Origin of the sequence: Deinococcus aquatilis DSM 23025 (assembly GCF_000378445.1) — a bacterium.
GTDB lineage: Bacteria > Deinococcota > Deinococci > Deinococcales > Deinococcaceae > Deinococcus > Deinococcus aquatilis.
Genome location: NZ_KB899703.1, coordinates 111,960 through 124,567 on the forward strand (window position 1 = coordinate 111,960; position 12,608 = coordinate 124,567).

The following is a 12,608-nucleotide window of genomic DNA, read 5'->3' on the forward strand; positions in this document are numbered from 1 at the left end:
ACCTAAGCTCCGGTCAGCTTGCGAATTTCCTCGTCGGTGGGCAGGCCGCCTGCGCCGCCGCTGGCCTTGAGGGTCTGCGTTTTTGCGCCCAGCCGCATGGTCTTGGCCGTGCCGAGGCTGATGGTCTTGCTGCTGCCCAGCTCACCGATGGCCCGGTCGAGGACCTGAGTCATGGCCCCGTTGCCGAGGCGCTGGGTCATGCTGCGGGCCTGTTCGAGAGTCTTGACGGCCTGCTCAGGGTTGCTCTGCGCTTCCCGGCTCGCCTGCGCAACCAGGCTCTCGATATTGCGCTGCTGAACCCACTGCATCACCTCTCCATCTACCCGTGCGGCCATTGTCTCGTCGCCGGTAAATTCCACGACCACGTCCAGCGGCGGCAATTCGCCCCGGTAATTTGCACCGGGCACCTCGTAGGTCAGGCCCAACTGTGCCAGACGCATGCGGGCTGTGGGGCGCTCCGGCAGGGTGAATTCCAGAATGTAGGTCGCTCCCGTTCCGGCCTCCACGTTGCCGAGTTGCAGCGGCCCCTCGGTTTTGGTCACCTCGGTCTGGGTGGGCTGCACACGGGTCACGCGCTCCAGCACCACGTCTTTGACGGCCCGCACGGTCAGGGCCACATTGGTCACGACCTCGTTGGCGGCCTGTTGTAAGTCGCCCAGCAGAGCAGCGGGGAGGTCGGAGGCACGCACGGCAGGAGGCTGAGGATTCTGGTTGTCGGGCACCACATCAATCGGTTGACCCTGCGTGCGGTCGGTGATTTCTGTCAGCAGTTCAGTATTCACGTCGTCGCCCACGCCGATGGTGGTCACCGAGACCTGCATTCCGGCCAGCACGCCCGCCTGTTCCCTGACCACCTCCGAATCGAAGGCCTGCCCATCGGTCAGAAGCACCATGCGGCGGCTGCCCGATTCTGTTTCCAGTACCTTTGCCCCGGCCTTCATGCCTGCGCCCATCTGGGTGCCGCCCGAATACCAGTCCAGCCGGTCGGTGGCCTTCAGCAGCGCGGTCCGGTCGGTCGCGGCAGTAAAGGGCACGAGGATTTCGGCCAGATCATCGAATTTCACCAGGGCCAGGCGGTCCTGCGCCTGAATCAGATCCGAGGTGATGATGCCCCGCAGCGCCTCCGTGACCAGTTGTAACTTGTTCTTGCCGCCGTGCACGACCTCGTACCGTTGACCATCGACCACCGTGATCTGACCGGTGTGTTCAGTCGGCTCGGTGACCACCTCGCGCATGGAGCCGGAAGTGTCCACGACAAAGACCACCGACAGATCGGGCCGGGCCTGCACCGCCTGTTGATCCGGCGAGACATTCAGCATGACAAACAACTTCTGACCAGCCGTGTGCGCCAATAAAAATTCTCGGTGAAGCCGCATTGTGGCATCAAGCATGAATTGCCTCCTGTGGTGATTTTGCCTTATATGACACTGCATGATAAGCAGTTCCACATTCTGAGGACTCCACTGTTCTTTGGGAGTTTCCTAGAACTTTGCTCTGCTTGCTGGCAGTCGGCACCTGCGTTTGGCTGGTTGCCCTTGATCTTCCCTGTCTGTACACCTCAGAGCAGGAGTCAGACTCCTGACAGAACAGAAGGCGGATACTTGAGGAAACTTAAAGAAGCCTTTCATGTACCGCTCATGAATGGCGGGGGAGCCACTATGGATCACAACACAGAGAGCCTCAAGTCCACCCCTTTTCGTCCTGATGATCTGGTTCGCGGTGATGACGGCGAGCTGTACCACCTCCCGACTCTGCGTGCCCTCCATGCCGCCGGACGGCTGTTGCCGGAGAGCACCGGCTTCTGGCTGCTGCTCCGTCTCAGTGAGCGGAACCGTCTTACGGCCTGACCCGCTTATGCCCGGTACGGGCTAGATGGCACAGAGCGTGAGGACTGAAGCTGGAGCCAGGGGTTGTGCAGCTTGCCTGAACTTTCATTCCCTTCTTCAGTTCAAGATCTTGGCTCAATCTTGGAACCCTCACCTCGGCGGCGCACAAGCGGTATCGTGCGCCCTACGAGCGGCTGGAGGTGGGCAGACCGAATGGTGTCCCCGCCCCGCCGAGTTCAGGAGGTTTCCCCGTGAAAAACGCACTGCCGCACCTGCAATTGACTGATCTCCCCTCCGACGTGGCTGAGGTGGTGGCCCTGCTGCTGGCCTTTCCAGAAACCGCTACTCCGGACAGCACCCCCCCGACCGCAGAAGGACCCAACGAAGACGGATCTACAGAACGGATCGTCGAACATCTGGTCGCCCTGCCGGGTGAGCGGATTCGCCAGGTGATCGGGGGCGTGACCGCCCAGGCCAATGCCGGGAATTCGTCTGCACCCCTGCAGGGCGGCCCGCAGCAGGGCATCACCGATCGCTGGCGGGAAGAATTGATGGCCTGCCGCGCCCGCACCTGGCCCTCGCCCGATCAGGCCGGATTGCTGGTGGGGCCGCATGTCCTGATTCTGACCGATGGAGAACAGGGCGTGATTCTGGGTGCGGAAGGCGTGCAGATTCTGGGCCGCAGCATGAGCGGCTCGCTGATGCTGCTGTGCCAGACCATCGTGATGGCCGAGCATGCCGTCAATGCCAAAGACCTGGGCAATCTGCGTCAGCAGCGCATCGAGTCGGCCTCCACCACTCTGTCGGAAATCCAGCCGATCGAATAGTGCCGGGTTAGGACGAGCATAGCCAGATCGCTGGGCTCAGAACAACCAGATTCAGTGATTTGGGCACGCTGAAGAGGACGGACTGCATACCCCATATCTGAACGCGCTGTGCAGCTACGTAGGGTTGGTCCGTCAGTTCAGGAATTCTCAGTGCTTGATCATGACGTGCTGCACCCCTGAGCAGTCTTCCAGCGTTTATATGCTCATGTGTTTGCCTTAGCCGCTTTGTTTGAAGCCGCTGTGGGGCATTTTGTTGATCAGCATAGAATGCCTATTGACCCAGGTGCAGTCGTATTCCAGTGCGGTGCTGACCTGGCCCACGTTCTGCGTCCAGACGCTGCTGGCAAGGCCGTAACCGGAATCGTTGGCCTAACCCATCATTTGCTCTGCGGTGCTGAAGGACGTCACGCTGCCCACGGGCCCGAACACCTTGCGCAGCACTCGCCAAGCTGATAATGGCGTCCTCATTCAAGTCAGCGAGACTGAGCGACACTTTGGGCCTGAGAACAAAACACTGGATTGGACATACAGTACCTTCCAAAAGATTAGAAGTCCTGCTCGACTTCTGACCGGTTTTGGCGAGTTCGTAGGCCAGCTTGCCGCAGAGGTGGTCCCGGGCTTTGGCGCGGAGCATTTCATTCGCGCTCATCAGGCGCAGGCGGGGCAGGTGCAGGTGGATGCGGCGCAGTTCGGGCGTGGGAGTCAATTCAATTCCTTTCGGGCGAACACGTCTGAGATGAGGTCAGGTGGATCAGGGAGGTGCATGACCAACATCGGCACGCGGGGCGCACCTTTCGGCCGCACTTGCGGGGCCGTGGCTCCCACCAGTTCCACCTCGCTCCCGAGGCGCAGCCTCCAGGTCATGCGGCTCATGGCGGGGCTGGGACGGCAGAACATCCGGCGCAACTCGGCCAGGATTTCCGGCCAGGTCTGACTCATGGAGCGTCCTTGACGATCAGGGCGGCGGCCTGTTTGGCCTGCGCGATCTGTTCGTGCTTGAGGGCCGTCATCCCGTAGCTTCTGAGGGCTGCCTTGGTGATTTCCAGCGTGGCGAACTGGCGGGCGTTCAGGCGGTGCGAAGTGGCAAGCTGGATTCGGCGCATCAGCGCGAACGTCAGGGTCAATTCTAAGATGGACCCCGCGATGATGAGGATGGCAACTTCAGGCATGGGTTCCTCCAAACGCGTCCAGGAAGGCCCACTCATGCTCAGCCAGACTGGGCACCGGTTGGGTGTGCAGGTACGTGAGCAGGGCAGTCAGGGCGGCGTGCTGTCGGGGGTCATGGGGCACCACCGAGAGCCGCAACGTGGAGCGGCCGGCATGCTCGGAGGGGAGCAGTGACAGGTCTTGTACAGCCAGATGTCGCAGCCTTTTACAGATGGCTTCCAGCAGGTCGTCGGGCTGAGGCAGCAGCACGCTACGGGTGATCAGGGGGAGGTTCACAGGTCGGCCCCGAATCCACGCAGGCTGTCGTCCATGCTGATCGGGCGGGGCGCGGTCTTGGAATGGCAGCGGAACAAGCGGCGCAGAACGGCCATCATCGCACTCCTTTTCGATCAAGAGGCAGCCCGCCGAGGCAGAAGGCCAGGGCGGGCAGGGAGAGGTACTCGGGTTGTGGGAGTGGGCGAAAATGATGTCCGGTTTTCACTCCTGAATCGAGGTCAGGCCAGCCGTCCAGGCAACAAAGTTCGGCTCACTCTCTGCGTTCACTTCAGGGCGTTCACTGTGCCGGGTGATCCTTTTCTTTGCTGCCCTACAGCCGTTATTGAGGCTCGTAGAGAGGCCGCCTTGGCTGCACCCGTACGTCCTGCCTACCCTGGTCAATGTCGAGCGCGTGCACTGCCGTGGCATTGAAGCCTTTGATGATCAGCCATCCTGCCAGAACCATCTCGTACAGCGCCACCGGGAGGGCGAGGGCAACTCCCCAGGGCGACAGCTGAAGGATCACTCCAAACAGCTCCAGGACGGCGGCGGTGAGGATGAGCACGCCGCCCACGAGTCCAAGCCTTGTGATGCTGCGCGGAACCAGCCTCGACTGGTGGAGCAACCACGCGCACATCAGGGTGTTGATGCCCAACATGAAATTTGGCCCCAACAGAAACGTCCAGTCGTGCACAGCCAGCAGCAGTCCACTGACTGTCTGAAAAGCTGGGAGGTGGGTTGCAGGCGCCGCTCCGAATTGATCTCGCAACGTCAGAAAGCTGAGCAGACTCACAAGACCCAGGATGATGAGCATCGCCTCGAGCACTCGGAAACTGACGTATCCCAGCGCGAGTGTTTCGTCCTGCCGCTTGAGGTAGGGAAAGAGGGTGATCGCTGTCCCGACTGCTGCGCTGGCCAGAATCAGTTCAAACAGAGCGCCGAGCATGATCCGGTGGGTGTGGGTCTGCCCCGACAAGAGAAAATTTGGGTCGTGGAGGAGTGGATCATAGAGGAGCACCCCCAGCACAGCAGAGATTGAGGCGAGGACGAACAGGACTCCTGTGATGCGGGCAGCTGTTTTGCTGGATCTCATAGAATGCTCCTTCCCCTGGCGTACCAGCCAGTGGGGTTGTGCGACCAGCGCCGATCTCGGCAATACTTGTCGTATAGAGCGTGAGCGATCTATCTTGTTCAGTCCAGAGACAACCACAGGAATGTGTCGTGTAGACGACAGGAGGCTCTTTATGTTGCCTATGCCCACCCCACTTGATCCACGTGTCAGGCGGACACGACACGCGGTCTTGGAAGCTCTGGAGTCCCTCTTGCGAGAGAGGCCGTATTCCTCCGTTACCGTGCAGGACATCACGGAGCGTGCCGGGATCAACCGGGCCACCTTTTATGCCCATTACCGGGAGAAACCCGAACTCTTCGTGCAGCTGGTAGAGAAACACTTTGCCAGCGTCCTGGCTGCACATGCACCCCCGCCAGGCAACTTCACTGTCCATGACCTTCGTTGGCTGCTGCAGGGCGTCTGCGGTTTTCTTGCTCAGGTTCATCAGGATCGTCGGGAACACCCCTGCGAGATGGATGCTGCGGTTGACCTTCAGGTGCAGCGGCAGCTCAAGGCCTGCGTGGTTGACGCTCTGCAACACGCCTCGCAACGTCTCAATTCACGGTGCGTCAGTCGGGAATTGACCGCGACGTTGCTCGCTGGTGGAATCTACACTGCGGCCAATTCTTGGGGCAGTCTGTGCCCTTCCCCGGCCCTCGATGCTTACCTTGAGCAGGCCATGGTGTTCTTGTCCGCCGGCGTGATCGCCACGGGATACGTGCAGGACGAGCCCAGGCAACCGTCAAAGCATTGATCGTTCTGGAAGATCAGGTGGGCACTGGGCCTGTGCTAGAGCACAGCTTTTCAGGCATCTTCCGGCCACTCCACGAAGTCTTTCGGCAGGTCGGCTAACGTCATTGCGGCCCAGTCGCGCTCGGCCACGGCAGTTACCAGCCGGGCCAGGGCCTGTGCGCCGCCAGTGGCCCGGTGGGTGGGTGCTTCCGAGGGCACACCCATGCCTGGGCATCAGGCTCAAGCGGTGAGGTGGATGATCACGGGCAGGTTCACAGATCGGTCCCGAAACCCTGGAGAAAGTCGTCCACCTTGATGGGGCGGGGCGCAAGCTTGGGACAGCAGCGGAACAGGCGGCGCAGAGCGAACGGCACTCGTTTACGGTCAATGGGCCGCCCACCCAGGCAAAGGGCCAAGGTGGGCAGAGAGAGCGACTTGAATTGTCAAGTGGAGTCAGGAATCAGATCCTGTGAAAAGCCCTCCCTCTCAGAGCGGAGAGAAGACGAATTTGTCCGAAGAGCCGCCCCGCAGGACACTCTCCGTCTGCTCTCCCAGATACATCTGACCCGTGATGGCTTCGAGCGCACCCCAGACCGCTCCCAAGGTAAACGTGCACTTGCGGTCACTGCCCAAAGGCTCGCCTGCGGAGCACACCGTGTCTTGGGTTTCGATAATCACCATGTCATCAACCTGATAGGCCCGGGTCACCGCCGCTAGACGGGTGCCCTCCTGACCAATCGCTGCGTTCAGCAGCTCAGCGATCTGCTCGGTGGGCACGTTGCTTCCGGTCAAGCCCAGCTCCTTAACGAGATTGTGCCCCCGAACCTTGCCGGCCCGGATGAAGACGACGGCAGCGCCGTCAGGGCCAAGGGTATCTTCAACTCCAACAATCACAGCTTTAAAGCAGACGACGGAACTGTAGTCACCGAGTTGCGAACGAATTTGTGGGGCAATGGATGTTGTCATGACAGACCTCGGTGGGTAAAGGGTGGCGAGTAGTTGACTGACGGGCGTGGAGATGGAGTCCATCAGGACCTCAAGACGGGGAGACGCTTAGAGAATGTTGGCGACGCTCTGAGCCGTATCACGCGCCTCCATGTGCAGCAGTCCCAGGTTCACGCCCGTCGGCACCACGACGGCCAAGACCCCCTTGCTGCCGGCGGAGTAGATATAGACCTGACCCGTCAGGCCGCTGACGCTCATGTCGGTCAGTTCACCACCGCCCAACGTGTCATTGATGCGTTTTCCCAGCCCGATGGCGGTCGCGGCCATGGCCGCGACCCGGTTGGCATCGGTGCCGTCGCTCATGGCCTGCGCGATGGGCAGACCATCGACGGTGGCGACCAGAACCCCGCGAAGTTCGGGCATGGCGGTCCGGAGGGTGCTCAGGGTGGCGTTCAGGCGGTCTTGTTTGCTCAGGGTAGCAGTCATCAGAAGCTCCTTGGGTTCGTGTCGCCCAGTTCCGGGGCGAAGAGAGGGGTTAAGGTGAGTTCCAACAGGTTCGCCAGCAGGCCGCGACCTTCAGCGGGATCGGTGGCATTCAGGCCCACCACTTGACGTTCCGAGAGGTCGAAGTACAGAGCAACGTCACTGGGTTGCCAGACCCGCCCTTGATCCTGCCGGGTCACCCCAACCAGAAACGGGATGGGGTTCCGACTGGTGATGAAGTCGAGAATGTTGCGCGCGTGTAAGAAATCCTGTGGACGATCCCCAGCCACCAACAACACCAATCCCAGCGCCCCTTCACACAGCACTTCCCACATGAAGCTGAAGCGGTCTTGTCCAGGCGTGCCGTAGAGGTGCAGTTCCTGTCCGTCCAGGCGCAGGGTGCCGAAATCGAAGGCCACGGTGGTATTGAGTTTGCCGATGTCTTCGCTGGCTTCGACATCAGTCGAAACAACTAAGGTTTCAGAGATGGTCTGGACGAAGGTGGTCTTGCCGGCGCCCACGGGACCAGCCACCACCACTTTGAGAGGACTGTGGACAGAAGTCATGTTCTGGCCGTTCCGGTGAGGCGCCGCAGGGCACTGAGGAAGCGGTGAACCAAGGGCGGAGAAACGGAGGGCACGACCGGAGCGTCGGCGTTCCGGTGACCTGTTGGCGCCCCAGCGCGTTGAGGCGTCACCAGTTCCAGGGCCCGCAATTGGTAGAGCATGCGTTGCATCTCATCTTCAGACCGCCCGACAAGAACACTCAGTTCAGCGCTGCTGGCGCCTGACTCCAGGTGGGGCTTGAGCAACGCCCAGATCTCCTCGACTATGGCAGGAACCGCCACAGGAAGTCCAGAGAACATGAAACGGGTGTCGGGGTGGGGCAGCTGACTGGGAAGAACAGCTTGGTCCCGCGATGTCTGAAGCAGATCTATGAGCGTCAGATCGTGAAACCCAGAGGAGATGACGGACAGGGGACGCGGTTGAAATTCGAAAGCGCCTTCTCGCTGGGTCTGAAGGTGCTGAAGTATTTCGCGTACTTGGGCTTGATCCAGGACTGGAAAACCGTCCAGATACAGGGAAAGGACTTGACCACGCGAAAGATTTAATTCAATGGTGCGATGTTGATAGGCTTGATGGAGGAAGAGGGTGCCACTCTGCGATTTAAGTATTTTTGCTAGATCGGTGAGTAAGTGATCCTTGAGATCACCGAATAAAGCCATAGATGCTCCTTGAATTCTTTAGCTTCTTCTAGATTTCAACAGTAGCTAAAGAATGCTTACTGCTGTGGTTTGTTTTACAGAGTAAGAAATGACAAATTACTTACACTTTTTGCAGTAGTGTTGGGGGTCACCCATCATCTAATGCCCTCCTCAAGGAAAGGTCAACTACATTGGAGGACTTGATACAAAGTCAGACTGGCAGTTCCTATATTAATCTCCTGCCCGTCAGATTTCGTTTGGAGAAGAAATAGCTTTGGTTTGGAATGCAAATCGAATAGAGCAGTAACTTTATGAAAGCGAGCGACTGGCTGATCATGAATACCAATAATTCCAAGGCAAGGTAAATTTTTTTATAGAAAGCAGTGCTATTTCTGCGCAGTGTTGAAGTGCGTCTGAAAACTCTGTCAGCAAGAGGGGAGAATCTAGGAAAGTCCGTCTCAGACGGACTTTCCCTTAAGTCCTGGCTAAGCGACGAACCATCAGACGAATCATGACTTCATAGACCAGGTTCTCGGTGGTTTCCTCCAGTGCTTCGAAATCGCGGCTCATCCGTCTCGACTTCCCGAACCAGGCGAAGGTGCGCTCCACGACCCAGCGGCGTTTCAACACCACAAACCCGGCTGGGACGTGGATCGGTGGTGGCGGCTGACCCACCGGGGCCCAAGTGGTGAGGTTCCCAGACCAAGGATGTTTGACGATCTCCAGAGTCCAACCCAGAGCATCTTTCAGTGTTTTACCGAGTGTCCCGGTGTAGCCTGCATCGGCCCAGACGTGCTTCATCCGTGGGAAAAGGTTCCTGACTGAGTTGAACAGCAAGACCGCCCCAGAGCGGTCTTGAATGTCGGCTGGGTGCACGACAACGCCCATGACCAAGCCGAGGGTACCCTCCAGAATGTGCCGCTTGCGCCCGTTGATCTTCTTGCCGCCATCGTATCCTCGCGGGCCTCCTGCCTCGGTCGTTCTCGTGGATTGACTGTCAATGATGGCGGCGCTGGGCGTGGGGTCACGCCCAGCTTGGACGCGCACTTGTTCCCGCAGCGTCGTATGCAAGTGTTCCCAGAAACTTTGGAGTCGCCACACTCGGTGGTAGAAATACGCTATTTCCCAAGGCAGCAAGTCATGAGGCATGAGCCGCCAAGCCTGACCACCACGCACCGCGTAAAAAATGCTGTTGAGAATCTCGCGGAACGACCACTTGCGTGGTCGTCCTGTAGTCGCTGGCGGTGGGAACAGTGGGGCAAGAACCGCCCATTCTGCATCGGTCAAATCCGTGCTGTACGCTGCTCTGTCCATTCTTCAGCGTACTGCTCTGCAGCTCCTCTGTCTTGCTGACAGAGTTTTCAGACGCACTTTATTGATCTCGGCTGAAGTTTACGACGGAAGGTAGCTGTAAAGCAGCTGTTTTGGCAGCTGGATCTACCGGATGCGCTGCCAACCGATCCGGAGACGTACCTTCAACTCCTTCACAGTTCGCGCACAGAAGTTGCCTAAAACATTGCGCTTGACGTAGGCCCAGACCAGCTCGATAGGATTCAGCTCCGGTGCATAGGGCGGGAGATACGACAAGGACAGGCGCGTTTCACCCGCGACGAAGGCCGTCACGGCCTTCGTTTTATGGATGCTGGCATGGTCCAGCACGACCAGGAGATCGCCTGGAACGTGCGTCAAGAGGTGTTGAAAGAAACGAATCACCTGGGGGCCTGTGAAGGCCCCCTGCTGCGTGTGCTGCAGAAACTGGCCGGCACTGGTGATCGCCCCCAGGGTGGACACCTTGTCCCAATTGGCTTTCCCGAAGACCACCGGGGTTTTCCCCCGCACAGCCCACGTGTGCTTGACGGTGCCTTTCAAACTGAACCCCACTTCATCCAGAAACACCAGGGTCGCTCCTGCGGCTACTTTTTTTTCAACTCGGGCACCGTGGTTTGAATCCAGGTCGCCACGGCATCTGGATTCTGTTCCAGTGCGCGTTGATCAGGTTTCTGGCGGGAAAAACCCAGCTGGTGCAAGATTCTGCGGACGTGATCGCGATGATGCCAGATGTTGAACTGACGACCGATGACCTCCCTGACCCGGAGCGTCGTCCAACTCACGTCCGGGAAGCCGTGAACCTGCGCCCCCTCGTTGAGGACTCGCTTGAGGGTCTCCCCGTGGTGACGGTGGCCTGCAGGGCATCTGATCCCTGCTGCCGCAGGCGTTGTCTCCAAGTGCGGAGGGTGCTCATCGAGACCCCCAGAACCTCAGCCAGCTCCTTGGAACTGTGCTGCTGAGCCTCGAGCAGCTGGAGGAAGTGCAGTTGACGTTCTTCAAGTTGAGCTCGCGTGAGGTGCGAGGGTCGCCAATGGTCAGTCACCCGCACAATCTATCGTCTTTTATTTCAGCCGAGATCAATAACTGCTGGATTAAGCGTCAAAGCTATCATTACTTTTGAACGAGGATGAGATCGACTCCGCCTTGCCAAGCTCAGGTGTTGCGGCGGCCTCTCCGATGGAACTCGTCTGGCCGCATTTAATTTCGCTTAACGTTGTAATAACCGCGAATAGGGGTTGACTTGAACGGCGAAACATGACAGAGGGCGGTACCTATGGGCCGTCCCGATCTCACTTTATTGCCGCTTCCTACCGCTGTCACCCTCCTGAGCCGCTGGATCACTCCTCATATCCCTGCGAAATTACTGCACGCACACGAGAAAATATCCGATGCAGACTTGTTAGCCGTTGCCCTGCTTCAAAAGCTCCATAAGATGCCCTATTTCAGCCGCTGGTGGCGGTTTCTCAAGCTCAATCACTTCGCGCAGTTCCCCTCCGAACCGCAGGCCCGGATTAGGCTGGCTCGCTTGACCCCAGTGATTGAGCAACTTGCGACCGAAGTCCAGAGACTGGACTTCGTGGCAGTCGATTCTGAGCCGCTCCCCGTGTGCACTTTTAAGCGTGCTCCACGATGCAAGTTTCCTGGGGCACGCCACGGATTCAGCACGGCTGGCCCCGTCTACGGCTTCAAACTGCACGCTTGGAGCGCCCTCAACGGGAGGATCGCAAAGTACGACATTCGCCCAGCCAATGAGCATGATTTCACCGTGTTATGCGAAATGAACCGAGATTGGCCTGCTTACGGCGGGCCAAAACAAATCGGCGACAAGGGCTATCAGTCTGGAACGTGCTTGACGCCTCCGAAAGCCAATGCCAAACAGGTGGATCCGCGCTGGAAGGACGAGTATGCAGCGGCGAGAAAGTGCATTGAGTCCGCTTTTTCTGTATTGGTGGCAGCAGGATTGCGCTGGGGACAAATCAAGACTTTTCTGAGTCTGCGCTTGAAGGTGGCCCTGCACGTCCTCGCGCACAACCTGAAATTCATTGATCTCAGCGGCTGATCGCCAATCTGCCAACCCTGATTCGTGGTCAATCACCGCGAATCGATAAGGCGTGCAGGTATCGCCGTGCCGCCGTGTCGCTTCGCAATTCCACAACGGAGAGGTGCGGGAAAGAGTGGAGTTGCTCTACTTGCCCCTGTGCGAGCTTCGGAAAGTGCCAGATGAATGACAGGAACTCGCGGTTAAGGGGTTCACGTCCGAGGTTCTTCTGGTCTGGACGACGATTCAATAGGGCCCGCGTGATAGCGCGGTAAAGGCACAAGAGGCGCGGATAGGTGAGGACGATGACCTCATCTGCGAGGGCGGCGCGTCGCTTCAAGGTGCTGGTGTAATTCCCATCAAGAATCCAGGTTTCTGCAGCGATCAACTGTTCGACCCGTTGCTCCCACTCTGCTGTTGGAGGCCGCATCCACCCAGGCTGCCAGTACGCATCATCCAAGTGAATGAGCGGCAGACCTGTCTTGGCAGCCAATTGCTTGGAAAAGGTGCTCTTCCCGGCACCAGGACTGCCGATCACAAGGATGCGCTTCATGGCAGCAACGTTACCAAGAACATGTTCTGACGTTCCCACTGGCGCAGAACGTGCGGATGCACTGGAGTGTTAATACACTCCTATAACGGGCCATAAGTCTGTTGTCACGCGTTTTCACTCTGCTTGTCAACCCCTATT

General features: G+C 58.7%; 16 protein-coding genes and 2 pseudogenes. 4 read left to right on the forward strand and 14 right to left on the reverse strand.

Annotated elements, in window-relative coordinates; all coding sequences use genetic code 11:
• Positions 1-2 precede the first annotated feature (2 nt).
• A complete protein-coding gene (locus F561_RS0107220; RefSeq protein WP_019009280.1) occupies positions 3-1,391 on the reverse strand; it encodes a vWA domain-containing protein in 1,389 nt (462 codons plus the stop codon).
• A gap of 267 nt (positions 1,392-1,658) precedes the next feature.
• Between F561_RS0107220 and F561_RS0107225 the strand changes: the two genes are divergently transcribed.
• Together F561_RS0107225 and F561_RS0107230 are read left to right on the forward strand one after the other, a co-directional pair.
• A complete protein-coding gene (locus F561_RS0107225) occupies positions 1,659-1,847 on the forward strand; it encodes a hypothetical protein (RefSeq protein WP_157451634.1) in 189 nt (62 codons plus the stop codon).
• Positions 1,848-2,077: 230 nt separating this feature from the next.
• Positions 2,078-2,653: a hypothetical protein gene (locus tag F561_RS0107230; protein ID WP_019009282.1), complete on the forward strand. Its 576-nt coding sequence runs from the start codon at positions 2,078-2,080 to the stop codon at positions 2,651-2,653.
• A gap of 216 nt (positions 2,654-2,869) precedes the next feature.
• Here the strand turns inward: F561_RS0107230 and F561_RS30495 are convergent.
• The 5 genes and pseudogenes from F561_RS30495 to F561_RS0107260 form a co-directional block, all read right to left on the reverse strand.
• Positions 2,870-3,010, reverse strand: a pseudogene (locus tag F561_RS30495) (aldehyde dehydrogenase family protein); the annotation flags it as partial.
• Between the two features lie 345 nt (positions 3,011-3,355).
• Positions 3,356-3,592, reverse strand: a complete 237-nt coding sequence (locus F561_RS28725; protein ID WP_157451635.1) for a hypothetical protein — start codon at positions 3,590-3,592, stop codon at positions 3,356-3,358.
• Positions 3,589-3,822, reverse strand: a complete 234-nt coding sequence (locus F561_RS0107245) for a hypothetical protein (protein WP_019009285.1) — start codon at positions 3,820-3,822, stop codon at positions 3,589-3,591. Before F561_RS0107245 ends, F561_RS28725 begins: the two co-directional genes overlap by 4 nt.
• The gene (locus F561_RS0107250) at positions 3,815-4,096 is read right to left on the reverse strand and encodes a hypothetical protein (RefSeq protein ID WP_019009286.1); all 282 of its coding nucleotides are present in this window, start codon (positions 4,094-4,096) and stop codon (positions 3,815-3,817) included. Before F561_RS0107250 ends, F561_RS0107245 begins: the two co-directional genes overlap by 8 nt.
• A gap of 319 nt (positions 4,097-4,415) precedes the next feature.
• Positions 4,416-5,168, reverse strand: a complete 753-nt coding sequence (locus F561_RS0107260) for a DUF4386 domain-containing protein (RefSeq protein ID WP_019009288.1) — start codon at positions 5,166-5,168, stop codon at positions 4,416-4,418.
• Positions 5,169-5,328: 160 nt separating this feature from the next.
• Here F561_RS0107260 and F561_RS0107265 point away from each other — a divergent pair, with 160 nt between their 5' ends.
• Positions 5,329-5,940 carry a TetR/AcrR family transcriptional regulator gene (locus F561_RS0107265; protein ID WP_281166580.1) on the forward strand — a complete coding sequence of 204 codons (612 nt, stop codon included), beginning with the start codon at positions 5,329-5,331 and terminating at the stop codon, positions 5,938-5,940.
• 50 nt (positions 5,941-5,990) lie between these two features.
• On the opposite strand, the gene F561_RS28730 is transcribed toward F561_RS0107265, so the two are convergent.
• The 7 genes and pseudogenes from F561_RS28730 to F561_RS29645 form a co-directional block, all read right to left on the reverse strand.
• Positions 5,991-6,143 carry a hypothetical protein gene (locus F561_RS28730; RefSeq protein WP_019009290.1) on the reverse strand — a complete coding sequence of 51 codons (153 nt, stop codon included), beginning with the start codon at positions 6,141-6,143 and terminating at the stop codon, positions 5,991-5,993.
• Positions 6,144-6,404: 261 nt separating this feature from the next.
• Positions 6,405-6,884 carry a hypothetical protein gene (locus tag F561_RS0107275; RefSeq protein WP_026298677.1) on the reverse strand — a complete coding sequence of 160 codons (480 nt, stop codon included), beginning with the start codon at positions 6,882-6,884 and terminating at the stop codon, positions 6,405-6,407.
• Positions 6,885-6,971: 87 nt separating this feature from the next.
• Positions 6,972-7,349: a roadblock/LC7 domain-containing protein gene (locus F561_RS0107280; RefSeq protein WP_019009292.1), complete on the reverse strand. Its 378-nt coding sequence runs from the start codon at positions 7,347-7,349 to the stop codon at positions 6,972-6,974.
• The gene (locus tag F561_RS0107285; protein WP_019009293.1) at positions 7,349-7,912 is read right to left on the reverse strand and encodes a GTP-binding protein; all 564 of its coding nucleotides are present in this window, start codon (positions 7,910-7,912) and stop codon (positions 7,349-7,351) included. The genes F561_RS0107280 and F561_RS0107285 overlap by 1 nt, the downstream gene beginning before the upstream one ends.
• A complete protein-coding gene (locus F561_RS0107290) occupies positions 7,909-8,571 on the reverse strand; it encodes a DUF4388 domain-containing protein (RefSeq protein WP_026298678.1) in 663 nt (220 codons plus the stop codon). Before F561_RS0107290 ends, F561_RS0107285 begins: the two co-directional genes overlap by 4 nt.
• A gap of 453 nt (positions 8,572-9,024) precedes the next feature.
• A complete protein-coding gene (locus F561_RS0107295; protein WP_026298679.1) occupies positions 9,025-9,864 on the reverse strand; it encodes an IS5 family transposase in 840 nt (279 codons plus the stop codon).
• Between the two features lie 123 nt (positions 9,865-9,987).
• A pseudogene (locus tag F561_RS29645) lies at positions 9,988-10,921 on the reverse strand (IS630 family transposase).
• A 231-nt stretch (positions 10,922-11,152) separates the two neighbouring features.
• Here F561_RS29645 and F561_RS0107315 point away from each other — a divergent pair.
• Positions 11,153-11,938 carry an IS982 family transposase gene (locus tag F561_RS0107315; protein ID WP_019009299.1) on the forward strand — a complete coding sequence of 262 codons (786 nt, stop codon included), beginning with the start codon at positions 11,153-11,155 and terminating at the stop codon, positions 11,936-11,938.
• A 28-nt stretch (positions 11,939-11,966) separates the two neighbouring features.
• Here F561_RS0107315 and F561_RS0107320 read toward each other — a convergent pair whose 3' ends face one another.
• Positions 11,967-12,470 carry a P-loop NTPase family protein gene (locus F561_RS0107320; RefSeq protein WP_019009300.1) on the reverse strand — a complete coding sequence of 168 codons (504 nt, stop codon included), beginning with the start codon at positions 12,468-12,470 and terminating at the stop codon, positions 11,967-11,969.
• Between the last annotated feature and the right edge of the window lie 138 nt (positions 12,471-12,608).

What these genes read in the sequence shown, in the direction of transcription:
- F561_RS0107220 (WP_019009280.1), bottom strand. Translation starts at nt 1,391, where the DNA reads ATGCTTGATGCCACAATGCGGCTTCACCGAGAATTTTTATTGGCGCAC.
- F561_RS0107225 (WP_157451634.1), top strand. Translation starts at nt 1,659, where the DNA reads ATGGATCACAACACAGAGAGCCTCAAGTCCACCCCTTTTCGTCCTGAT.
- F561_RS28725 (WP_157451635.1), bottom strand. Translation starts at nt 3,592, where the DNA reads ATGAGTCAGACCTGGCCGGAAATCCTGGCCGAGTTGCGCCGGATGTTC.
- F561_RS0107245 (WP_019009285.1), bottom strand. Translation starts at nt 3,822, where the DNA reads ATGCCTGAAGTTGCCATCCTCATCATCGCGGGGTCCATCTTAGAATTG.
- F561_RS0107260 (WP_019009288.1), bottom strand. Translation starts at nt 5,168, where the DNA reads ATGAGATCCAGCAAAACAGCTGCCCGCATCACAGGAGTCCTGTTCGTC.
- F561_RS0107265 (WP_281166580.1), top strand. Translation starts at nt 5,329, where the DNA reads ATGCCCACCCCACTTGATCCACGTGTCAGGCGGACACGACACGCGGTC.
- F561_RS28730 (WP_019009290.1), bottom strand. Translation starts at nt 6,143, where the DNA reads ATGGGTGTGCCCTCGGAAGCACCCACCCACCGGGCCACTGGCGGCGCA.
- F561_RS0107275 (WP_026298677.1), bottom strand. Translation starts at nt 6,884, where the DNA reads ATGACAACATCCATTGCCCCACAAATTCGTTCGCAACTCGGTGACTAC.
- F561_RS0107280 (WP_019009292.1), bottom strand. Translation starts at nt 7,349, where the DNA reads ATGACTGCTACCCTGAGCAAACAAGACCGCCTGAACGCCACCCTGAGC.
- F561_RS0107285 (WP_019009293.1), bottom strand. Translation starts at nt 7,912, where the DNA reads ATGACTTCTGTCCACAGTCCTCTCAAAGTGGTGGTGGCTGGTCCCGTG.
- F561_RS0107290 (WP_026298678.1), bottom strand. Translation starts at nt 8,571, where the DNA reads ATGGCTTTATTCGGTGATCTCAAGGATCACTTACTCACCGATCTAGCA.
- F561_RS0107295 (WP_026298679.1), bottom strand. Translation starts at nt 9,864, where the DNA reads ATGGACAGAGCAGCGTACAGCACGGATTTGACCGATGCAGAATGGGCG.
- F561_RS0107315 (WP_019009299.1), top strand. Translation starts at nt 11,153, where the DNA reads ATGGGCCGTCCCGATCTCACTTTATTGCCGCTTCCTACCGCTGTCACC.
- F561_RS0107320 (WP_019009300.1), bottom strand. Translation starts at nt 12,470, where the DNA reads ATGAAGCGCATCCTTGTGATCGGCAGTCCTGGTGCCGGGAAGAGCACC.